This window comes from Mucilaginibacter galii (genome assembly GCF_014635825.1).
In the GTDB taxonomy this organism is placed as follows: Bacteria; Bacteroidota; Bacteroidia; order Sphingobacteriales; family Sphingobacteriaceae; genus Mucilaginibacter; species Mucilaginibacter galii.
This window is the reverse complement of sequence record NZ_BMDO01000005.1, coordinates 264,569-287,455: the sequence shown is the minus strand read 5'-3', so window position 1 is coordinate 287,455 and position 22,887 is coordinate 264,569. Positions and strand designations below refer to the sequence as shown.

The following is a 22,887-nucleotide window of genomic DNA, read 5'->3' as shown; positions in this document are numbered from 1 at the left end:
TTTACGCAACCCGTCCACATTTTGCTATCGTTATTAATTGATAATGACCATGAAAATTGCCGACCTTACTTTTGAGCCGCTCATTGAAGAAGAAGCCATTGCCAAACGCATTAATTTGATGAGCGCACAGCTCAACGCCGACTATGAAGGCAAAACGCCGATCTTTATAGGCGTTTTAAACGGCAGCTTTTTATTTGTGGCCGATTTGATTAAGCAAGTAACCATACCGTGTGAAGTTACCTTCACCAAATTGGCCAGCTATTATGGCGGCACCACCAGCACCCGCAAAATACGTGAAGATATAGACCTGAGCGTTGACATCAGCGGCAGGCATATCGTAATCATGGAAGATATTGTAGATACGGGTAATACGCTGAGCTACCTGATAGAAAAGTTAAAGCTGCACTCCCCCGCCTCTATACGCGTATGCTCCTTACTGCTTAAGCCCGGCAAACTCGAAATATCTATTGAAGAACTACGCTATGTAGGCTTTGAAATTGAAAATGAATTTGTGGTGGGTTACGGTTTGGATTATAAAGAACTGGGCAGAAATTTGAGGAGTATTTATAGGTTGATTAGTTAATAAATCTCTAATGATAAGATTATGGCAGAGCTTCATATTTGTTTTTTTAAATAGCTAATGAAAAAGTGTTTTACAGCAGTAATCTTATTCTTTTTAAGTTGTAATCTTTACGCTCAAAGCAGCGAAGATATTTGGGCAAAATGGAACAAATCGTATGCTGAGGTAAACTTGGACGAAATGCTGAAAAGCGAAACTCTATATGCAGATAGTGTAGAAAAACAACCTAATATACCCCAATATTATTTCAGAGTTGATAAATACAGATTTAAAGCAAAGTATCTTGGAAAAACCAGGTCTATCGATACCGCTGTAGCCCGATCAATGCAAAATGTAAACAATCTTTCTACCCCAAGCGCTAACAATTTCGAAAAGCTTTTAGGATCAGAATTACTATTTCAAGTGGGTTCCAGGAAAATATGGATGTCCTTACAACCACAAATGCTTGATGCCTTTAGGCAAGAGGTTAAAGTAAATGGATGGGTTACACTTTACTGTTTATACCTTAATGAGCATAATAGTCAAAAAAAGCTGTACAACAATTTCCTTATATCTGAATTTATTACTTTATAGCTTAGCGCTCCCCGCCTTTCTTTCTCGCCTGCAATAAATTTAATATCAGCCCTACAACTACGCCAATACATACACACATCACGAACTTGCGTGAGGCGATACCGGTAGCAACGCCCAGCACCAGCCCTAAGGCTAAATAATTTCGTTTGGTTTGCATCAGACGTTATAAGTGTTATTAATGAAATAAGGTTGGCACTGCAATTTATGCCGCGCCAACCTTATATGATAATTTGTTAAATTCTTCCTTCAATAGCATTTAGCCGAACTACGCCATCATCACCTTATCGGGCGTAATAGGCAATTCGCGCAGGCGTTTACCGGTAGCATTATAGATGGCGTTAGCTACGGCTGCCGCCATACCAATGATGGCAATTTCACCCATACCTTTGGCACCCATCGGATTCACTTTAAAGTCGGGTTTGTTTACGAACAGGGTGTCAATCTGCGGAATATCGGCATGTACGGGTACGTGGTAACCGGCCAGGTCGGCGTTTACATAGCGCCCGTAGCGGTGGTCAATAACGCCTTCTTCCATTAAAGCCATACCAATGCCACCAATGGCACCACCCACAATTTGACTACGGGCTGTTTTAGGGCTTACAATATGGCCTGAATCGGCTACGGAAACCACTTTACTCACCTTAACCACACCTGTTTTGGGATGTACCTTTACCTGCACAAAGTGTACAGAGTGAGAGTAGGCCGAGTAGTTACGCATTTCTGACGAGCCGGAAGAGGTGATCTCCACATCCAACTGCGGCAGGTTTTTCTCTTTCAACACTTTGGCATAATCGGGCTTATCTGTCCCCCCGTTACCTATAACCTGCTGAAACTTTTGCTTCAGGGCAGTACAGGCATCATGAACGGCGCCACCTACGGTTGAGGTGATCATAGAACCACCCTGTGTTGGCGATGGCGGCAGCGATGAATCGCCCAGTTCGAAAACGATCTTTTTGATCGGGTAGTTGTCAAACACCTCTGATGCGATCTGCGTCATGGCGGTACCTGTACCTACACCGATATCGGTCACCGAGGTTTGTATCAACAGGGTACTGTTAGACTGCATAGTAGCTCTTACGGTGGCACGGCCACGGCCAGCGCCAAATACGCCCGAACCCATGCCATAGCCTACCAGCCAGCCACCTTCCTGTACTGAACCAGGTTTGTTCTTACGGTTTTTCCAGCCAATTTTATCCGCTCCCATCTGGTAAGCTTCTTTCACGTTCTTAGAGCTGAAAGGCTTGCCGTTCTCGGGGTCGGTATCGGCATGGTTTATTACGCGCAACTCAATGGGGTCCATGTTAAGTTTGGCAGCCAGTTCATCAATAGCAGATTCAAGCGCAAAAGAACCCGTAGCTTCGCCCGGACCACGCATCCAGGTTGGGGTGTTCACATCCACCGGGATAACTTTATAGATAGTACCCACGCTTGGGCAAGCATACATAAAGCGGGTCATATTCACGGTACCCTCGGTAAACTCCTCAAAAGTGGAAGTTTGCGCACGTGCTTCGTGGATAATGCCCGTTAATTTACCATCGGCGGTAGCGCCTATACTTACTTTTTGCCAGGTGTAAGGCCTGTACCCTACCGAGTTAAATTGCTGCTCGCGGGTTAACACCAGTTTTACGGGGCGCTTTACCAATTGTGCGGCCATTACTGCGGCAATTTCATGCGGCCAGGTACGCAGGGCATTACCAAAGGCACCACCTACAAACTTGGTGGTTACATGCACGTTTTCGGGCGGAAGCTTGAATGCTTGCGCAATGGCATTTTGGGTAGATTTTACACCTTGGGTTTTATCGTATACTTCTACTTTGTCGGCAGCCGTCCAATTGGCTACAATGGCACTTAGCTCCATGGGGTTATGCACCTCGGTAGGCAGTATGTATTCGGCCTCCAGGTTTACCGGGGCCGTTTTCCAATCGTCGGGGTTGCCGCGTTTGTAATCGGAAAAGCGCGGGCCTTTGGGGGTAGCGGCTTTATCCAAACTTTTGGCCGTATCGGTGTTATGTGCTTCTTTTGTGTATTCGGCTTTGATCAACGATGCCGCGAAGGTAGCGCGTTCAAAGCTATCGGCCACTACCATGGCAATAGGCTGGCCGTTAAATTTGATGCTGTTATCAACAAATAACTTTAGCGGACCACCACCGGTTGCCGGTTTGCTGGGGTCTTTACCAGTTTCGTAACCCGGCAGCTTAGGCGCATTTAAATGCGTCACTACTTTGAGTACACCGGGTGCATGTTCGGCGGCCTTGGTATCTATACTTTTAATAGACCCTTTGGTAATGTTACTGGTAGCAAACACCGCATAGGTCATACCCGGCAGGTTAAACTCGGCCGAGTATTTGGCAGCACCGGTTACTTTCTGACGGCCATCTACACGGTCTATGCCGTCAGTATAGTCGCCAGGTATGTTGAGTAATTGTTCTTCTTTCATGGTGATAATGGGTTAGACTAAACCTGCGGCATGTTGTAAAGCTTCGGTAATGGTAGCGGGGCCTAACTGTAGTTTAAACGCATTGTCTTTATACGCCTTAGCGCCTTGCATAGCAATTTGTGCAGCCTGTTCAAAACTTGCCATGTTAGCCGGTTTGCCAACTAACGATTTTTCGGCCTCGGTTAAGCGCCATGGTTTGTGTGCCACACCACCCATTGCTAAACGAGCACCGCGGATAGTTCCATTGTCAATATCCAGCGCAGCCGCTACCGATACCAGCGCAAAGGCATATGATGCACGGTCGCGCACTTTTAAGTAGTAGCTGTGCTTGGCATAATTGTTATCAGGTATTTCAACCGCCAGTATCAATTGGTCTTTAGCCAGGTTGTTATCTATCTCGGGCGTGTTACCCGGCAGGCGGTGAAAGTCTGTAAAAGGCAAACGTCGTTGTCCTTTACGACCGGCAATTAATACCGTTGCATCTAACGCAGCCAGCGCTACCGACATATCTGAAGGATACACGGCAATACATTTATCACTGGCACCAAAGATGGCATGCATCCGGTTAAAGCCTTCCAGCGCACCACAACCTGAGTTAGGGATGCGCTTGTTGCAAGGCATGGAGGTATCGTAAAAATATGGGCAGCGCGTACGTTGCATCATGTTACCGCCAACGGTGGCCATGTTACGCAATTGTGCCGATGCACCTGCATTCAATGCCATCGACAACAGCGGGAATTTTTCTTTTACCTGTTTATCCTCCGCTACCTGGCTGTTTAATGCCAATGCACCGATATGCAAACCGCTTTTGGCAGGAGTAATGCCGCGAAGCGGAAGTTTGTTAATATCTACCAGTTTATCGGGCGACATTACACCATGCTTCATCAAATCCACCAGGTTGCTGCCGCCGGCTATGATTTGGGTGCCGGGTTTAGCTATGGCCTCTAATACGCTTTGCTGTGTGGCGGGGCGTATGTATTGAAACTGCTTCATACCTGTTGTCCTCCGTTCTTTACTTCCTGTATGGCGTTCACAATATTAGGGTAAGCGCCACAACGGCAAATGTTACCGCTCATATATTCCCTGATCTCACCTTCCGAATTAGCATGACCTTCGCGCACACAAGCCACGGCCGACATGATTTGCCCCGGCGTACAATACCCACATTGGAAACCATCGTGTTTTATAAAGGCTTCCTGCATAGGGTGCAATTGGTCGCCTTTGGCCAAGCCTTCAATGGTGGTCACCTTCTTACCGTCAACCATCATGGCCAGAGTTAAGCAGGAGTTTACGCGGTGGCCGTCTACATGAACGGTACAAGCACCGCACTGACCGTAATCACAGCCTTTTTTGGTGCCGGTTAGGTCCAGTTGTTCGCGCAGCAAATCGAGCAGGGTTACGCGGGGTTCTATAGATAATTTATGGGCGGTGCCGTTCACCGTTAAATTAAGCGGCAGCTTTTCAAAAGCAGCAGCCACTTTTTCGTCGAAGTGATTTTCGGCAGCCTTTACTGCTACGCCCGGCGTTAATGCTACGGCCGTAAGCAGGGAGGTTTGTTTCAGGAAATTTCTTCTTGGATTTTCTTTCGGCTGATCGTTATCATCAGCTAAGAAACCGTTATTCTGGTCTTCCATAAGGTAATTGGATTTACTATACCAAACTACCTGTTTTTTTGAATAAGGTGTTAATAAAAATCTAATTTATATCGATTCCAGAAAGCTTCTGCAACCGCAATTATTGACGTACCGTTTTTTGATTTGCGAGATTTAAGCCGCCTTTTACGGGCTTGTTATCCTGCACCCGGGTACGGCTTACATCGCCTGCATCAACTATGGCCATACTACCGTCAAGTAAAGCTATGGCATGTGTATTTACACCTGGCGAGGCAGCCTTTACCAAGCATCGCCTTATTTTTACATCTTTAAAATTACTGATTCGGATACCTGCTGTAAAGTAAGGAGGCAAAGCACTATCCGGCCAGCTAATCTTCATATTGTTGAGGCTTAAACCGGTTACATAAGTGGCGGCAATAGCCGGTATATTGCCGGCAAACAAACGCGCATTTTTATCGGCGTTGCCCCATAGCATTACATTACCGCCCATTGCATTATTATAAGCGCTGTTTTTGATTTGAAGCACCACATCATTAAACTGCACCTGCTTTATCATGCTTTGCGCCGAGCCGTACAGTAGTATCTGGTTTTCGCTAACGCAAAAAACATTATTAAAAGTAATGCCGTTAACAACACCCAGCTTAGCAGAATCTGTACCTGCAACGGCCGACATATGAATAGGTTCGCCATTTACTTCCCAACTACCGTAACCCAGTTTGGTTTCGATGTACAGATCGTTAAAATTCATGTTTTCGAGCGAGCCGGCGTTGCGAAGTAAAAGCCCTACGCCTCTGCCCGAAGGCATGATGTTAACCTGGCTTACCTTAATCCCAACAACTGAAGCCTGATTTAGGGCGGTAATATTAATAGCCGTTGAGTACGACTGCAAAGCACAATTAGTGATAGCAATATTTTGCGATGGAACAACCTGTGCCGGCCCCTCGCTAAATCCGTGTATCAATATAGCATCTCCGCCCGAGCGTATGCCGCAACCTTTTATGGTAACCTGTTTGCAACCGTTTATAACAATACCCGAAACATTAACCACTTTAAGCGGGCTTTCGATAGTAACACCCGATACCGATACTCCATCGCAGGCCACAAAGCACATTGCAGCCCCGGCCGCGTTAAGCAGGCTGATGTTCCTGATAGATATACGTTTGCACCCAATAAATGAGCATATATTTTGCGGATTATTGGGAGCAATCAAAGCCGGTGGAGTAAGTCCGCTACGATATTTGCCCTGCTGCCGTGTATACCTTATCAATGCTGTATCAGTAAAAGCAACTAAATCAGCCGGTTTAAGAAATGCCTGGCTGTTGCCCTCTATAATTCCCTGGCCGGCTATATTTATATTTTGAGCACCGGTTGTATAAAAAATGCCGTGATAGCCGGTGGAACCATTACCCTCATAATCAGTAAGGCGTGTACTGCCTATGAGTACGCTTTCCTTTTCAAGATATACCGTGATGTTGCTTTTGAGATGAACAGTACCAGTCAAATACCGCCCTGAGGGAATCAGTACTGTATCGCCGGGAGTACAGGCGTTAACCGCTTTTTCTATGGCAAATGTATTGAGCGTTTTACCATCGGCCTCTGCACCATAATTGTTAATATCGTATGTTTTGGCCTGTGCGCCTTTGGCTATACACAGCAAAAGCACGCATATGAGCGAAATAAAACCCTTCATTAATACCAATAATCAGTCACCTAATGAAGGTTTATACGGTGCCCGCAATGCGGGGGTTACTAATTATCAGCTATTTATTATAGCAGCTCCTGATTAAGTAGTTTGCCTTCGTCTTTTAACTTTTTAAGGTAAGTGGTTTGCAGCGCATGTTTAAAGGCTTGCGCATGGCGCGGATGGTGCATATCGCTCGATATGAAATCGACTAAGCCGGCATCTACCAATGCCTCGGCACTAATTTTAACGCCTTTGCCGTAATAGCCGGTTAGGCTAATCGTATTCATTTGTAAGCGGCAACCCCAGCTGCGCGCGCTTTCGGCCTCTTGTAACGTTAGGTAAGGATAACGTTCGGGGTGCGCCAGGATTGGAATGAGACCTTTATCGGTTATTTTTTGGATGGTGTGTATAAGATTTGGCGGTTTGCTGGTAAAGGCAAGCTCAAACAAGACATACTTATCGTTAATCAGCATTAACTCGTCATTGTCGATCAGCTGCATAAAAAACTCGTCAAAGTAATGTTCTGCCGCCGCCTCAATTTTGATGTCTATGTGTTCGGCTTTTAAGTGTTCCTGAAGCAGGTGCAGGGCATTGTTAATGGTGGTGGCATTATTACGGTAATAATCGGCCATGATGTGCGGCGTGGCAATTATTTTTTTGATACCCAGCCCCATCATTTCCCTGATCAGCACGACTGAATCTTCTACCGTTTGGGCGCCATCATCAATGCCGGGCAGCACGTGCGAGTGCATATCAACCGATACGAAATCATAATCAAAGGTTTCCTGGGGCTGTTTCTTACTTTTACTAAATAATCCGAACATAATACTACAGTGTGACTTAACCTTATCAGGCGTAACAAAAATACTTTTTTAACCCGATAAAGCTAAACAGTCTGCTCTATAAGGCATTTTAAAGCATAAGGTTTGACAGACCTGTGTTTTTCGCACCCAAATATCCCAAAACAGAAAAGGCCCGCTAATTAGCGGGCCTTTTTATATCATGTGTTGTTGGTTACTTGTTTACGTACATTACTTCTTTAACAGCTTTGATTACACGCTCAGGATTAGGCAGGTATTCGGCAATTAAAGTAGGTGCGTAAGGCAATGGAACGTCACCGCCCATAATACGCAATACAGGAGCATCTAAATAATCAAATGCATCTTTTTGTACTTTGAAAGCTATTTCGGTTGCAATAGAACCTAAAGGCCAGCTTTCTTCAACCAGTACCAAACGGTTGGTTTTCTTAACTGATGCAATTACGGTATCATAATCAATAGGGCGAACGGTACGCAGGTCAATAACCTCGGCGCTGATGCCTTCTTTTTCTAATTCGGCAGCAGCAGCGTTAACCACTTTCATGATCTTGCCAAAGCCTACCAGGGTAACATCAGTACCTTCTTTGGTTACGGCAGCTTTGCCTATTGGGGTGTAGTAAGTTTCTTCAGGTACAAGGCCTTTATCACCGTACATTAATTCCGACTCCATGAAAATAACCGGATCAGGATCAATAATGGCTGATTTTAATAAGCCTTTAGCATCGGCCGGGTTTGATGGTACAACCACTTTTAAGCCCGGGCAGTTGGCATACCAGTTTTCAAAGCACTGGCTGTGCTGAGAGCTTAACATACCTGCGTTACCGGTTGGGCCACGAAATACGATAGGCACCGAAAACTGACCACCGCTCATACTCATCATTTTGGCAGCGCCGTTAATGATCTGGTCAATAGCCACCAGCGAGAAGTTGAAAGTCATGAACTCTACGATTGGGCGTAAACCGTTCATGGCCGAACCAATAGCTATACCGGCAAAACCCAGCTCAGAGATGGGCGTATCAATAACGCGTTTGGCTCCAAATTCATCTAACATGCCCTGACTAACCTTGTAAGCACCGTTATATTCGGCAACTTCCTCACCCATCAGGTATATATTCGCGTCGTTACGCATTTCTTCGTTCATTGCTTCACGAAGCGCTTCTCTGAATTGTATTTCTCTCATTATATTATTAAAAATGAAAATTTTCCGTGGCAAATATAATTAATGGCAGGTTAAAAACAACGGGCTTGGCAAAGTAATTACCGCTTAAACTAACGCACAGGCGTTGTTTTATAAAAACTTTACAAATACAGCACTATCGCAAACAAATAGCGGCTACAATTTACGTTGCCGCACCATTATTTTAATTTACCTTAGTATCTGTAAACCTTGCATTTATGACAACCAATTTCACTAAACCATTATTACTGCTTGGCGTTATCTACAGCTTCTTGAGCGTGCGTTATGCCAATGCACAAACGCAACACTTACCACTGGTTACCATTCCTCAATCGCAGCACCAGGTAATGCATTCGGCGTATGCTAAAGCCGATTATGAAATTGACATTCATTTACCCGATGGTTATGAAACATCAAAGACGCCCTACCCGGTACTGTTTGTAGTGGATGGCGCTAATGATTTTGCACCCACCTTAGAGTATTTAGGTTTGTTGATGGCCGAATACCACATAACTGAGCCTATTGTAGTTGCCATTGGCGATGGTGGCCGCATAGGCACACCCGGCAACCGGCGCAACCAGGATTTTACACCCAGCGCCATTACCGGCATCCCTAAAAGCGGCGGCGCCGGTGCGTTCCTGCCGTTCATAGAAAAGGAGCTGCTCCCCTACATAAGTGCGAATTATAAAGCCGATGCCAGTAACCGCACGCTTTACGGATACTCTATGGGTGGTTTATTTGCTACTTATGTTTTATTTCAAAAGCCTCAATTATTCAAAAATATCCTGATCGGTAGTCCGGCTTTAGCTTATGATAACGGGAAGATATTTGATTATGAGAAAGCTTACGCGGCCAGCCATAAAGATCTTCCTGTTCATGTGTTTATTGAAGTAGGCGAATTAGAAACCCCGGAAATGATTGAGCCCAACAAGCGAATGGTGCAGCAACTGAAAAACCGCAATTACCCTAACCTGGATATGCATTCCATTATTCAAAATAAGGTTACCCACTTAACCGGCAAGCCCACCACCATGCTTAAAGCACTGGCCTGGGCCTACACAAAGCCGCACGTGGTAGATTAATAGCATGCAAAAGCGGAACTAAGTCCGCTTTCCAAATTTTATTAGTATTACAAGATTATCATTCAAAAGCCCCCCTCCCGGGTACGGTTTGGGAGGGGTTTCTTATCTTTTCCTCTCGCCTTTAACTTTTCCTGCTAAAATAACCGACTCATAGGCGTTTACTATGCCTCCGCTTTTACTTAGTGTGGTAAAATCAACCTTTTCGGTAGTGCTTCCCGGTTTAAACACCATAGTACCGGTTAATGGTTTAGCCGATTGCATGATGATTTGCTTCAATTGTTTAGCACTCAAGTCAGGATAATACTCCAGCAGCAAGGCAGCAACACCAGCTGTAATAGGCGATGCAAAACTGGTACCATCGGCCGTATTAAACTCAGCGTCTTTATCAACTGAGGTTACTTTTACACCCGGTGCAAATACATCTACATTATTTTTACCATAGTTACTAAAATCGCCGGCCAGCTTTTCACCCTTACGGGCCGATGATGCACCAACGCTTAGCAGATTATCTGCATCGGTAGTTCCATCCTCAAACATATCGTTCGGAAATTCCGGTTTAACATCTACATCCAAGTGATCATTACCCGAAGCTTGTACCAGCAGCACATCATGCTCGCCGGCATACTTAATGGCATCGTCAACCCATTTTTTATGAGGCGATATCTTCTTACCAAAGCTCATGTTTACCACCTTGGCGCCGTTGTCTACTGCATACCTAATAGCCTTGGCTATGTCTTTATCGTATTCATCTCCGTTAGGAACCGCTTTAATGGCCATAATGCGCACATTATCGGCCACGCCGTCGATACCGTATTTATTACCATGTACGGCACCCATTAGTCCGGCTACACCCGTACCGTGCGATGCATCATCAAACTTCAGTAAGCCGCTGCCATAAGGCTTGGTATCCCACACGTTAGGGTCATCGCCTACAATGCGCTGGCGGGCTTCCAGGTCGGGGTTAATATCGTTGTTAAGCTTGGTGAGGTATTCGCTCAGTTCTTTAATAATTTTATCGTTGGTAGAAGTCGGGCCTTCTTCGGTAAAAAAGTAAGTCCATACGTTTTTGCTTTGAGCTAAAGTGTCATTGGCGCTTTTCAGGCGGTCCAAATCGGCCAGTTTAAAGGTACCGTTAGCTGGCAAGTTCAACCCTTTTTTCACATAACCGCTGGTGATCATAAGCACATTCATCATTTGCGATAACTGCTTGCTCTCACTGCTCGATTTAGTTAAGGTAGAATCGTAAGTGGTGCGCACGGTTTGCCAGTAGGCAAACTCTTTTTTATCCGGAGCGGTGGCTTCGGTTAATTGCAGATACTTACCCTTTAAGCGGTTGTATTCACGCACCTCTTCGGTGGTTTCGGTAAAATCACATTTACCGCCGGGGCCGCCTAAAAAATTCCAGCCGTGTATGTCGTCTATGTAACCGTTACCATCGTCATCTTTACCGTTACCCGGTATTTCTTTAGGGTTTTTCCACAGCACGGCTTTCAAATCTGCCTGAGCGGTATCAATACCACTATCTATGGTAGCTATTACTACCGGTTTGCTCTTTTTGCCTTTTAAAGCTAAGTAGGCCTTGTTAAGACTAATGCCAAAATAACCCTGAGTTTTAAGATCCATGGCGTGCCAGTTCTTTGGCAATTCGGGTTCGGCCGGTTTAGGGGCAGTTTGAGCATTAGCTTGTGCGCCTGCCAGTAAAGCACTGCTAATTGTACAAGATAAAAGGTATTTAGCGTATATGTTCATTATAGATTAATTGTTCGAGAAGATATAAATAATTGTTTTGTTAACGGCTATTTGATGTAATAATTGTTATAAAACATCCCACACCGGCCACGCAATAACAAAGCAATGCGCATAACGTTTAATAATTATAGGAAATATGAGCCAACTTGCAACCCTTGTATGGTGTTACGCAACACTTAAACCTATACATTTGGGTCGGCAGCAGGTTGTAATTATTGGCCGAATAATTGTATTTCATTATCAATTAGTTGCATTTTTAAATGTTAACATTGCTTCAATGTTGAAAACTAAATTATTAAACCGTACCTTATAGTTGTAATTTGAACTCAATTGCAGCTTTGATATCCGCCAAAATTGCTTATATTGAAGCTATAGTTGTAAAATACGATCAGATGGAAGATGAATATGAATTTGGTTTTACGGAAGACCCCAAGTTTTCGGTAGAGCGATATGAGGAGATGATCCGCAATCATGATCAGTACTTTTTTGATGCACAGGCATTTGAGAACATTATTGATTATTATATAGAAAAGAATGATGCCACCAAGGCGTTGCAGGTAGTAGAATACGCAAAAAACCAACACCCCTTTGCCGCGGTGTTCTTAATAAAACAAGCTCAGTTATTAGTAGTTACCAGCAAGGTTAACGAGGCTTTTGCCGCGTTGGATAAAGCCGCGCTGTTAGAAGCATCGGACGCAGATATTTATATAATTCGCGGTAACTTGTACGAAAGTATGGACCGCTACACCGAGGCACTCGAAAACTACGAGAAGGCCTTGAATATGGCCGAAGAAACCGACGATATTTTGCTGCACATAGCCTACGTTTACCAAAACATGGGCGATTATGAGCAGGCCATTCATTACCTCAAAGAGTGCCTGAAACAAAATATGGAAAACCAGGACGCCTTGTACGAACTGGCTTTTTGTTATGATGTGATAGACAATCAGCAGGAGAGCATACAGTTTTACCAGCAGTATATAGATAATGAGCCTTATAGCTATGCCGCCTGGTATAACCTGGGTAATGCCTTTACTAAACTGAGCCTTTTTGAAAAAGCTATAGATGCTTACGATTATGCCATTTTAATTAAAGACAGCTTTGCCTCAGCCTACTTTAACAAAGGTAACGCCCTGGTTAACCTGGAAAAATATGCTGAAGCCATTGAGGTTTACCGCCAAACTTTTGAGTACGAACAACCCAATGCCGATACTTATTGCGCTATTGGCGAATGCTACGAAAAGCTGGAGCAAATGGACGAGGCCCGGTCTTTCTACAAAAAATCGGTACGGATGGACAGCAAACTGGCTGATGCCTGGTTTGGTATTGGCGTAACGCTCGATTTTGAAGAGCGCTACTTTGAGGCCCTGCATTTTTACCGCAAGGCTTTAGATATAGATGCCCTTAACGCCGATTACTGGTTTGCCATTGCCGACGCAGAGTATAAACTTGGTCACCTGCCCGAAGCGGAAATAGCCTACGAAAAGGTGGTAGAGTTAAATCCGCTTGATGTGGATGCATGGCTGGATTATTCCTCCATTTTGTATGAGCAGGAACGCTTGGTAGATGCTACTGAGGTAATTGCCAATGCCATTAAAAACAACCCCGAAGCAGCCGAACTATACTACCGTATGGTAGCCTACCTATTTGCCAAAGGCGATTATAACGAAGCGTTGGCTAACCTGGAACTGGCCTTAACATCAGACCCGGATAAGCATTACATTTTGTTTGATTACCTGCCTCAATTACAAAAGAATAAAGTGATACTGGATATTATAAACCGGTATACACGTTAATGGAAATACTTCGTATCAAGGCCAAAACCATAAGTTTTGGCCTTTTTGTTAGGTACTTATATAAGGTTTCTTTTGCACGCTATCCCAAAGGATACCGGTTTCCTTTAGGATAGCAGCGTGTTTTTGAAACAATGGTTGCTTACGTTTGCTTAAACATTAAAAGCAACAAAAAAATGAAAATATTACATCTCATATCAAGTCCGCGTGGTGAGGCATCATTCAGTATAAAACTGGGCAACGCCATTGTAGAAAAACTACAGGCTGCCAATCCTGAAAGTACTGTAAAGGTCCACAGCCTGATTAAAACCCCCTTCCCTCACCTGGAAGAAGCACACCTGAACTCATTCTTTACCCCGGCCGAAAGCCGTACACCAGAGATGCTGGAAGCCGTTAAGCACTCTGACGACGCTATTGCTGAGTTACAGGATGCCGACGCTATAGTTATTGGCGTGCCTATGTACAACTTTAGCATTCACTCTACGCTAAAAGCCTGGATAGATCATATTGCCCGTGCAGGCATCACCTTCCGTTACACTGAAAACGGACCTGAAGGCTTGGTAAAGAACAAGAAGGTTTACCTTGCCATTTCTACAGGCGGCATTTACAGCGAAGGCGCCATGAAAGCATATGATTTTACCGAACCTTACCTGAGAAGTGTATTAGGCTTTTTAGGGATGACAGACATTACCGCCTACCGTGTTGAAGGCGTAAACATGCCTCAATTTAAAGATACAGCACTTGAAAAAGGCATCAATAGTATAGATATCTAATACCTGCTGTATTCTGTTACAATAACGCCGGTCGACTTACCAGTTGCCCGGCGTTATTATTATCAATTGTTTTTAACAATTAGTTAGTCACCGCTTCAATATCTTCCCGGTTGTTTTCTTTAGCGTAAAGCTCTTCTACCAGCACCATAATAATGGCAAGTGTAGGCGTAGCCAATATAATTCCTAACGCACCAGATAAAGTACCCATTAGTAATTGACTAATGATAAGTAAGGCTGGCGGCAGGTTAATCATCCGGCGTTGTATGGTAGGCGTAATTACGTTACTTTCCAGCGTTTGAATAAGAATATACAACGCCGCTACAATAATGGCTGTTTGCGTACTATCAACCAAACCCAGTAAAACGGCGGGCACCATGGCCATAATAGGCCCAAAGTTGGGTATAAAGTTGAGTATTCCGGCTATTACAGCCAGTGCCAGCGCCATAGGTATACCTATAATAGTTAACCCTGTGAACGAAAGTACGGCAATAAGGATCATGGCAAGTATCATCCCTTTAAGCCAGCCTTTAAGCACCTGGCTAAGGCGGTCAATTATTTCGCGGGCCTTAGGTTGTCCTTTACGTGGTACTAACCTTATAATGCCGTTCTTGTATAGCGATGGACTAACCGTAAAGAAGATGCCCAAGAAGATGATAATATAAATATCGCCCAGTACACCAAAACTGGTACGGAAGAAGTTCTGCGCGGTATTCATCACTTTCTGAGAATTATCGCCCGATACATTATCAAGCATTTTAGCACCCATAGGCAATTGCCTTACCTGCGTTTCTAACTTGGAAACCAACCTTGGAAAATCCTGGCTCAGGGCATTTACTTGTTGCTGTATTTTGGTACCCATAAACCAAAAGATCAACCCAATGATCAAAAATGTACCTATAACAGATATTAACATGCAAACACGCCTACCCAAAGGCGTACGGCGCTCAATTACATCGGCAAGTCCGTTAAAGTATACGGCTATAAGGGTACCGGCCAACACCATCAGCATTACGTTAAATGCAACCCTGATAATCAATATCACAATAACTACCAATGCCAGGGCACCAATGCCCATAAATATCCGTTGTAAATACAGGCTATTGTCCCGCTCCTTTTCTGTTTTATTCTGATCAATATTCATTTGTATACACTTGTTACCCTATCAAGAACGTAGTAACATTTTTGTTTCAATTAAGTAAATTGAGAGCAATACAACCTTAGATTTATTCAAAATATTACACAAAAGCACCTTTAAACCTCATTATTATTCTAATATTTGCATCATTAAAACTTTTAGTTATAGTCTATAACCAACTGCCAATTTTATGAATTATACATTAACCCAGATACCCGAGCGCACCGAGAAACCCCGCAGCAGCGGCATGACCATGGTGATGGATAAAGGTTTAAGCCTTCGCCAGGTGGAAGACTTTTTAGAAGTATCGGGTGCTTATACAGATATTGTAAAATTGGGTTGGGCTACTTCTTACGTAACCCCTAACTTGAAGGATAAACTTAAACTGTACCGCGAAGCAGGCATACCGGTATACTTTGGCGGCACCTTGTTCGAGGCATTCATCATCCGTAATCAGTACGAAGATTATTGCCGCATGCTGGATACCTTTCAACTGGAATATGCCGAAGTTTCGGATGGCTCTATTACTATTGAACACGATATTAAATGCGAATACATCAGCAAGTTGAGCAAGCAGGTAACAGTAATATCTGAGGTAGGTTCTAAAGATGTGCAAAAGATCTTTGCGCCTTACAAGTGGATCCAACTCATGAAAGCCGAACTGGAAGCCGGCTCGTGGAAGGTGATTGCCGAAGCACGCGAAAGCGGGAATGTAGGTATTTACCGGGATTCGGGAGAGGTTAGGCAGGGTTTGATAGATGAGATACTGACCCAGATACCGGCTGAAACCATTATATGGGAAGCACCGCAAAAAGCACAGCAGGTTTGGTTTATTAAGCTACTGGGCAGCAACGTTAACTTAGGCAATATTGCACCTGCCGATATGATTCCGTTGGAAACGCTGCGCCTGGGTTTACGAAGCGATACTTTCGACCATTTTTTAAATCAATAATACCGATTGACTGTTAACTGATAAATAGGCACCTTAGCAAAAACTATTGATCGTTAGTAGCCATGAAACAATACGGGTTAATCGGGTATCCGCTCTCACATTCATTTTCTAAAAAGTTTTTTACCGAAAAATTTGAGCGGGAAAACATTGAAGACCACGAGTATCAATTATATGAGCTCGAAAACCTGAGCGATTTGCCCGAACTATTGGAAGCTAATCCCGGTCTTTGCGGGCTCAATGTAACCGTACCGCATAAGATAGGGGTAATGTATTACCTCGATCATGTGCACCCTGACGCTAAGGAAATAGACGCCGTAAATTGCATTCGTATAACACCCGAAAGCCCCATTGCAGCTGCTTTTGCTGGCGAAGTAGGGATCAAAGATAAAGAGTTCAGGCTGGAAGGCTTTAATACCGATGCCTACGGCTTTGAAATGTCGTTAAAACCCCTGTTGCAGCCACAGCACGTTAGGGCCTTAATATTGGGCACGGGCGGCGCCTCGAGGGCGGTAAAGCATGTGCTGAGCAAACTGAACATTTACAGCAGATTTGTATCGCGCGAGTCGGACGGCGACAGGCTCACCTATAAAGACCTTACTCCCGAAATTATTTCGCAGTACCAGCTCATTATCAATACTACTATTTTAGGCATGGCGCCTAACATTGATAAATGCCCCGATATACCTTACGAGGCCATAGCACCCGGGCATTTACTATATGATTTAATTTACAATCCCGAAGAAACCCTGTTTCTGCAAAAAGGACGCGAGCAAGGCGCCGTAATTAAGAATGGCGCAGAAATGCTGGTATTACAAGCCGAAAAATCATGGGAGATATGGAACGATCGCGAAAAAAATCCATAGCTGGTATTTGGGGCTTATTTATAGCCTTAACAAGCCTTTACGCTTGCAGCAGCGAGCCCGATTACTCACCTAAACCAAGGGGCTACGCACGTATTTATTTTCCGGAAAGAACATACCGCCAATACAAGGCCGATTGCCCTTACACGTTCACTTATCCAACCTATGCCATTGTAGAGCCCGATAACGCCAAAGGCGCCAAACCCTGTTGGATAAACCTGCAGCTGCCCCAATTTAAGGGCACCCTGCACCTGAGCTATCAGCCCGTTACGTCTAAAAAAGTGTTCAACGAGTTAATTGAAGATGCGCATACTTTTGCCTTTAAACATACCGTGAAAGCCACTTCTATTGATGAAGGCATCATTCGTTACCCCGACCGCAAGGTGTACGGCATTTACTATACCATTGACGGTAATGCAGCATCATCGGCACAATTCTTTTTAACCGACAGCACTCATCATTACCTGCGCGGGGCTCTTTACTTCAACACCCAGCCCCGACTGGATTCTATACAGCCAGTGCTCGATTTTGTAAAGAAAGATATGGCGGTGCTGATCAAGAGTTTCAGGTGGAGCACCACATTTCCAGGAGCCCCTAAAGGGAGATTGTTACCATGAGGTTGGATATATTATACCCCCACAGGGCTACCTGTTTATAGCCAATATATTAGATCAACATTTGTGCCGTAGGTGCTACACCTAACAAATAGTTAAGGGTAACATCTTACGAGGTACAATTGCTACACCTATTAGTTTTTACAAACAGGCAGCTCCTACGGAGCATTTGTACTGTTGTATTATAAATTTCAATAATAAATATTCATCACCCCCCTTTAAAAGGCCGCAGGGCTTTTTAGTACCTTTGCCATATGGCATCTATCCAGGCATTCCCAAACAATCCTTACCAGGAAAACACGTATCTGTTGTATGATAATAGCGGCGAGTGCGCTATTATTGATCCCGGTATGTACACCGCTGCCGAGCAAAACGCGGTGGTCAACTTTATTACGCAGCATCAGTTAAAGCCGGTATTATTGCTCAATACCCACTGCCACATCGATCATATACTCGGCAATAAGTTTGTATTCGACCAGTATGGCCTTAAGCCGCAGTTTCATGAAGGTGAACTGGTCGTTATGCAAGCCACGCCGGTATGGGCACAGCAATCGGGCATCCGCTACGAGCTTTCGCCCCTGCCCGAAGTTTACCTGCCCGAAACCGGCAGCATTAGCTTTGGCAACACTACCCTCGAATTGATATTTGCACCCGGCCATTCCCCTGCACACCTGTGTTTCTATGATAAAGCCGACAACCTGCTCATCGGCGGCGACGTACTTTTCAGAGGCAGCATAGGCCGTTACGACCTCCCCGGAGGCAACCAGGCCCAACTGCTTAAAAACATCGAAGAGAAATTATTCATCCTCCCGCAAGACTGCACCGTATACCCCGGCCACGGCCCCGAAACTACCATCGGCTACGAGCGGGAGACAAATCCGTTTTTTTAGGGAGCGGAGGGTGTTTAGGTGCGGGGAGCGAGGTTTAAGGATGTGTGTGGAGCGGGGTTGAAAAGAGCGAAGTTTTAAGAATGGGACAAAGGTTATAAGAACTTGTGATTAATTTATAGATCAACGTATAATAAATGAATTTTACAGATTTAGAAGTTTGGAAGGAATCAAGGGCCTTGGTGAAAATGGTTTATGAGATTGTTCGTAACTTTCCTAAAGAGGAAGTTTACGGCTTGCAATCACAAATTAAGCGTTCTGTGATATCTATTCCTTCTAATATTGCCGAAGGATGTGGCCGCAATACTATAAAAGATTCTATGCAGTTCTTGTATATAGCAAGAGGTTCGGCTTTTGAATTGGAAACACAATTGTATCTTTCGCTCGACTTAAACTTTATTAATGAAGAAGAGTTAAGTATACTGTTGGAAAAGCTGAAAAGAATAAGAATTTTACTTGCCGGCTTCATTAAGTATCACAAAGACCAAATCAATTAATCTTATACCTCCCCGATCCCGCACCTCAAAACCCCGCACCCCATTTGAACACCTCCATTTACATAGCACAACGGTATCTTTTTTCGAGGAAGAAGATGCATGCCATTAACATTATTTCGGGTATATCTATGCTGGGGGTATTTGTGGGCAGTGCAGCATTAATTATTATCTTATCGGTGTTTAATGGGTTTGAGAAGGTGATTTTGTCGCTGTACAATAATTTTACGCCCGAACTCATTATTGAACCGGTAAAAGGCAAAACCTTCGACCCCGGAACGGCATACTTTAAAAGTCTGCACAAAAACGACCAGCTTTTTTCTTATGTGGAAGTACTGCAGGAAAAGGCGTTGATCCGTTATGGCTCGCGGCAGTTTATTGGTACGGTACGCGGCGTAAGTAAAGATTTTTTGAAGAACAAACAGCTGGACAGCACGATACGCAGTGGTTCGTTTACCCTGAATGCTAACGAATTACCCTATGCGGTTATTGGAGCCACGGTGCAAAACAGTTTACTGGTTAATATAAATGACCAATTGTCGTCGCTCCAAATTTATTCGCCTCGACGTAAAGTAGTCAACTCCATTAACCCCGAAGATGAATTTGTACGGCGGCCCATCAGCGTATCGGGTGTGTTTTCCATCCAGCAGGATTTTGATGACATTATTATCGTCCCCCTTAGCTTCACGCGTGATTTGCTGGACGAGCCTAAAGATGTATCATCGCTTCAGCTTAATTTTAAGCCGGGCACTAATGTTGAAAAGCAGAAAGCAGCAATCCAGGAAAAACTGGGCAAAGCTTTTACCGTGAAAGATCGCTATCAGCAAAATACCGAACTCTATAAAACACTGAATTACGAGCGCTGGTTTACTTTCTTGATCCTCACTTTTGTGCTCATTATTGCCATATTTAACATTATTGGCTCGTTAACCATGCTGGTGATGGATAAGAAAAAAGATATAGCTATTTTAACCAGCTTAGGCGCCGGCAAGCCATTGATACAAGGCATCTTCTTTTTCGAAGGTATGATGATCTCTATTGTAGGTTGCATTGCAGGTATTATTGTGGGGCTCATATTTTGCGTATTGCAGCAGCAGTTTGGCCTGGTAAAAATGGGCGGACAAATGATGGTGATTGATGCCTACCCGGTAGATATGCAGGTATCAGACTTTTTCCTGGTGTTTTTCACCGTAACGGGTATCGCTGTTATTGCATCGGGCATCAGCGCGCGATTAAGCATAAAAGGGTTAGACGAAATTAAACAGGATTTATAAATTTGCAGCATGTGGTATAACGCTTCGAAATTTGGATTGATGCTGTTGGTAGTGTTTTGCTGCTCCTGCAACCGCAATGAAAAAAAGGGGGACTCGCCCCAGGTTTTTAAGGGTTTGTACAGCTTTGGCCCGGAGTCAAAATCATTTAAGAACTGCGATGACCCTCATGAATATTGGGTGGCCGATAGTTCGGCGCAATTAGAGCTCAAATACAGTCAAATGAATTTTGAGAAACCTTACGAGCCTGTTTACATTGAAGTAGAGGGCAACAAAATAGCATCAAAAGATGATGGCATGGGTTCGGAATATGACAGCACTCTGGTAGTAAAAAAAGTATTAAAAATTACCAAAGAAATACCGCAAGACTTATGCAATTAATAGGTTAATACAACGCTTTAATAGTTAACAGCACGTCAAAAACAAGCTGGCGAGCAAACCAATTAACTGTTTTAAGCTTTTTACATTAACCTTTCACCTTCCTTAAATAAACATTATGGAATCAAAACGTCAACAAAAATTTGCCGGTGTTTTACAACAAGACCTGGCCGCTATATTTCAGCGTGAAGGGATGAATTACTTACCCAACACGCTGGTTACCATAACTAAAGTTCGTGTAACGCCCGATCTGGCTATTGCCCGGGTGTTTTTGAGCTTTTTTAATAATGTTAATGTGCAGCAGTCGTTGCAAATTGTAAAATCGCACGCCAACGAAATTCGTTATAAATTAGGCGCCCGTATTAAAGACCAGGTAAGGGTTATACCTCAGCTTGAATTTTTTGTGGATGATACCAATGAGTACGTAGAACGTATGGACAAGATCTTTGATAAAATAAGCAAAGAACCACGCCAGCCCGACGAAGAGCAATAACATGAACAGGCACCAGCAACTGGCCAATTATATAGCTAAGCACCCTGAAGAAGTTGGTAAGGTAGTAGATTTTGATACTTCTACAGACCGGCTGCTTCAGTTCAATTTTACGGCAAGCAACAGCGAGCTATCGCCCGAGGGCATTGCCGATACCGCAAGGTTTAGTAACTGGGTTAACCTCCAACTCATGCAAAACCGCTGCCGCTATGGTATTGGCGGTTATATGGAGCACCGCACCCTATATGCCCGAAGTGCCTTGTTTGATACCAGTAACGAAGAACCACGCCGTTTGCATTTGGGCATGGATATTTGGGCGGCAGCCGGTACGCCGGTTTATGCGCCTTTAGATGGCACTGTCCATAGCTTTCAAAACAATGATCGTTTTGGCGATTATGGCCCTACTATTATACTGCAGCATGACCTTGATGGCTTGCCTTTATACAGCCTTTACGGCCATTTAAGCGCAGATAGCTTAAGCCACCTGCAAGTAGGACAGCCTGTTGCTAAAGACCAGCAGATAGCCGCATTTGGCACCGAAAGAGAGAACGGTAGCTGGCCCCCACACCTGCATTTTCAGCTAATGTTTGATATGCAGGGAATGACTGGCGACTACCCGGGCGTTTGCCGTTTTTCTGAACGGGAAAAATACCAAGAAAACATCCCCGACCCTGATCTGATTTTAAAGTTTTCGGGCGCAACTATAATCTGATTTAACTGTTAGCGTTTTAATTAAGTAATTGAATTAAAATGCAAAAAGCAATCACCTCCATCATATTTACCTGCCTTGCCTTTTTTACCGTGGCACAGGCACAACCCACTTTTAAAGGCGGGCAAACTGCGCTCGATAATTTTATTGCCGGTAAAATTATTTATCCCGAATTTTCGAGCCAGAACTGTATTGAAGCAACCATACAGGTAGGCTTTTTAGTAAGTCCCGACGGACAAGTTACCGATGCCCGTGTACAGCAGGGCCCCGGTATTGATTTGGATGATGAAGCTCTAAGGGTAGTTAAGCTAACTTCGGGCAAATGGCAAATACCTGCCGGATACAATAATGCCGTGAGAGTTGTTTTACCCATACGTTTCAGGCCAGATTATGTGAAATGCCAGAAACGTACCACCGGTGCCATGAATATGAATGAAGCCATTACAGCCTATCAAAAGCGCCAGGAACTGGAAAACGCGGTAACCAACTACTACATTAACAAACGTGCCGGCAAAGCCGATGAGCAAAAAGAAGGCACCATACAGGCACTAAAAACAGAGCTAGGCATTGATGAGGACCTTTGGAAAGACCTGCTTGACCAGGCCAGCCAAAAACTTAAGCAAGGCGACAAAGAAGGCGCCTGCAAGGACTGGAAATTCATCCGTGATACGGGTAGCAGTTTAGCAGATACTTATTTGGCTAAATACTGCAACTAACAACATTAAAAACTCAAATTGTCATCTCGAACGACAGTGAGAGATCCTGTTCGATCCTGCACGTAATCATTATTGTAGGTTCGAGCAAGATTTCTCGTTAAC

General features: G+C 44.1%; 24 protein-coding genes. 15 read left to right on the top strand and 9 right to left on the bottom strand.

Annotation, left to right across the window (positions count from 1 at the left end; all coding sequences use genetic code 11):
• The first annotated feature begins 49 nt into the window (after positions 1-49).
• Both hpt and IEV61_RS11300 read left to right on the top strand, forming a co-directional pair.
• Positions 50-583 (top strand): hypoxanthine phosphoribosyltransferase, encoded by a 534-nt coding sequence (hpt, locus tag IEV61_RS11305; RefSeq protein WP_308472325.1) that lies wholly within the window; start codon positions 50-52, stop codon positions 581-583.
• A gap of 57 nt (positions 584-640) precedes the next feature.
• The gene (locus tag IEV61_RS11300) at positions 641-1,153 is read left to right on the top strand and encodes a hypothetical protein (protein ID WP_188416681.1); all 513 of its coding nucleotides are present in this window, start codon (positions 641-643) and stop codon (positions 1,151-1,153) included.
• Between the two features lies 1 nt (position 1,154).
• On the opposite strand, the gene IEV61_RS11295 is transcribed toward IEV61_RS11300, so the two are convergent.
• From IEV61_RS11295 to IEV61_RS11265, 7 genes are all read right to left on the bottom strand, one after another.
• Positions 1,155-1,310 (bottom strand): glycine zipper domain-containing protein, encoded by a 156-nt coding sequence (locus tag IEV61_RS11295; protein ID WP_188416679.1) that lies wholly within the window; start codon positions 1,308-1,310, stop codon positions 1,155-1,157.
• 108 nt (positions 1,311-1,418) lie between these two features.
• Positions 1,419-3,590, bottom strand: coding sequence for a xanthine dehydrogenase family protein molybdopterin-binding subunit (locus tag IEV61_RS11290; protein ID WP_188416677.1), 2,172 nt, complete (start codon positions 3,588-3,590; stop codon positions 1,419-1,421).
• A 12-nt stretch (positions 3,591-3,602) separates the two neighbouring features.
• Positions 3,603-4,583, bottom strand: coding sequence for an FAD binding domain-containing protein (locus IEV61_RS11285; protein ID WP_188416675.1), 981 nt, complete (start codon positions 4,581-4,583; stop codon positions 3,603-3,605).
• Positions 4,580-5,224 (bottom strand): (2Fe-2S)-binding protein, encoded by a 645-nt coding sequence (locus IEV61_RS11280; RefSeq protein WP_188416673.1) that lies wholly within the window; start codon positions 5,222-5,224, stop codon positions 4,580-4,582. Before IEV61_RS11280 ends, IEV61_RS11285 begins: the two co-directional genes overlap by 4 nt.
• A 100-nt stretch (positions 5,225-5,324) precedes the next feature.
• Positions 5,325-6,893, bottom strand: a complete 1,569-nt coding sequence (locus tag IEV61_RS11275; protein WP_188416672.1) for a glycoside hydrolase family 28 protein — start codon at positions 6,891-6,893, stop codon at positions 5,325-5,327.
• A 77-nt stretch (positions 6,894-6,970) separates the two neighbouring features.
• Positions 6,971-7,711, bottom strand: coding sequence for a tyrosine-protein phosphatase (locus IEV61_RS11270; protein ID WP_188416670.1), 741 nt, complete (start codon positions 7,709-7,711; stop codon positions 6,971-6,973).
• 190 nt (positions 7,712-7,901) lie between these two features.
• A complete protein-coding gene (locus IEV61_RS11265) occupies positions 7,902-8,885 on the bottom strand; it encodes a pyruvate dehydrogenase complex E1 component subunit beta (RefSeq protein ID WP_188416668.1) in 984 nt (327 codons plus the stop codon).
• 215 nt (positions 8,886-9,100) lie between these two features.
• Between IEV61_RS11265 and IEV61_RS11260 the strand changes: the two genes are divergently transcribed.
• Entirely contained in the window at positions 9,101-9,964 is an 864-nt protein-coding gene (locus tag IEV61_RS11260) for an alpha/beta hydrolase (protein ID WP_188416666.1), read from the top strand.
• A gap of 102 nt (positions 9,965-10,066) precedes the next feature.
• Here IEV61_RS11260 and IEV61_RS11255 read toward each other — a convergent pair whose 3' ends face one another.
• Positions 10,067-11,713 (bottom strand): S8 family serine peptidase, encoded by a 1,647-nt coding sequence (locus tag IEV61_RS11255; RefSeq protein WP_188416664.1) that lies wholly within the window; start codon positions 11,711-11,713, stop codon positions 10,067-10,069.
• A 392-nt stretch (positions 11,714-12,105) separates the two neighbouring features.
• Between IEV61_RS11255 and IEV61_RS11250 the strand changes: the two genes are divergently transcribed.
• Positions 12,106-13,509, top strand: a complete 1,404-nt coding sequence (locus IEV61_RS11250; RefSeq protein WP_188416746.1) for a tetratricopeptide repeat protein — start codon at positions 12,106-12,108, stop codon at positions 13,507-13,509.
• A gap of 173 nt (positions 13,510-13,682) precedes the next feature.
• On the top strand, positions 13,683-14,279 hold the full coding sequence (locus IEV61_RS11245) for an FMN-dependent NADH-azoreductase (protein WP_188416662.1): 597 nt from the start codon (positions 13,683-13,685) through the stop codon (positions 14,277-14,279).
• 79 nt (positions 14,280-14,358) lie between these two features.
• Here IEV61_RS11245 and IEV61_RS11240 read toward each other — a convergent pair whose 3' ends face one another.
• Positions 14,359-15,420, bottom strand: a complete 1,062-nt coding sequence (locus IEV61_RS11240) for an AI-2E family transporter (protein WP_188416661.1) — start codon at positions 15,418-15,420, stop codon at positions 14,359-14,361.
• A gap of 184 nt (positions 15,421-15,604) precedes the next feature.
• On the opposite strand from IEV61_RS11240, the gene IEV61_RS11235 reads away from it, so the two are divergent.
• The 10 genes from IEV61_RS11235 to IEV61_RS11190 all read left to right on the top strand — a co-directional run bounded on the left by IEV61_RS11235 (position 15,605) and on the right by IEV61_RS11190 (position 22,785).
• Positions 15,605-16,366 (top strand): phosphosulfolactate synthase, encoded by a 762-nt coding sequence (locus tag IEV61_RS11235; RefSeq protein WP_188416660.1) that lies wholly within the window; start codon positions 15,605-15,607, stop codon positions 16,364-16,366.
• A 62-nt stretch (positions 16,367-16,428) separates the two neighbouring features.
• On the top strand, positions 16,429-17,229 hold the full coding sequence (locus IEV61_RS11230) for a shikimate dehydrogenase family protein (RefSeq protein WP_188416659.1): 801 nt from the start codon (positions 16,429-16,431) through the stop codon (positions 17,227-17,229).
• Complete coding sequence (gene gldD / locus IEV61_RS11225) at positions 17,202-17,843, top strand: gliding motility lipoprotein GldD (protein WP_188416658.1); 642 nt, start codon at positions 17,202-17,204, stop codon at positions 17,841-17,843. The genes IEV61_RS11230 and gldD overlap by 28 nt, the downstream gene beginning before the upstream one ends.
• 251 nt (positions 17,844-18,094) lie before the next feature.
• Positions 18,095-18,730 carry an MBL fold metallo-hydrolase gene (locus tag IEV61_RS11220; RefSeq protein ID WP_188416657.1) on the top strand — a complete coding sequence of 212 codons (636 nt, stop codon included), beginning with the start codon at positions 18,095-18,097 and terminating at the stop codon, positions 18,728-18,730.
• A gap of 134 nt (positions 18,731-18,864) precedes the next feature.
• Positions 18,865-19,224, top strand: a complete 360-nt coding sequence (locus IEV61_RS11215; RefSeq protein ID WP_188416656.1) for a four helix bundle protein — start codon at positions 18,865-18,867, stop codon at positions 19,222-19,224.
• A 44-nt stretch (positions 19,225-19,268) separates the two neighbouring features.
• A complete protein-coding gene (locus IEV61_RS11210) occupies positions 19,269-20,495 on the top strand; it encodes an ABC transporter permease (RefSeq protein ID WP_188416655.1) in 1,227 nt (408 codons plus the stop codon).
• 9 nt (positions 20,496-20,504) lie between these two features.
• The gene (locus tag IEV61_RS11205) at positions 20,505-20,873 is read left to right on the top strand and encodes a hypothetical protein (protein WP_188416654.1); all 369 of its coding nucleotides are present in this window, start codon (positions 20,505-20,507) and stop codon (positions 20,871-20,873) included.
• A gap of 115 nt (positions 20,874-20,988) precedes the next feature.
• Positions 20,989-21,363: a 30S ribosome-binding factor RbfA gene (gene rbfA, locus IEV61_RS11200; RefSeq protein ID WP_188416653.1), complete on the top strand. Its 375-nt coding sequence runs from the start codon at positions 20,989-20,991 to the stop codon at positions 21,361-21,363.
• A 1-nt stretch (position 21,364) separates the two neighbouring features.
• Complete coding sequence (locus tag IEV61_RS11195) at positions 21,365-22,072, top strand: peptidoglycan DD-metalloendopeptidase family protein (protein WP_188416652.1); 708 nt, start codon at positions 21,365-21,367, stop codon at positions 22,070-22,072.
• A gap of 38 nt (positions 22,073-22,110) precedes the next feature.
• Complete coding sequence (locus tag IEV61_RS11190) at positions 22,111-22,785, top strand: energy transducer TonB (RefSeq protein ID WP_188416651.1); 675 nt, start codon at positions 22,111-22,113, stop codon at positions 22,783-22,785.
• Positions 22,786-22,887: the final 102 nt, after the last annotated feature.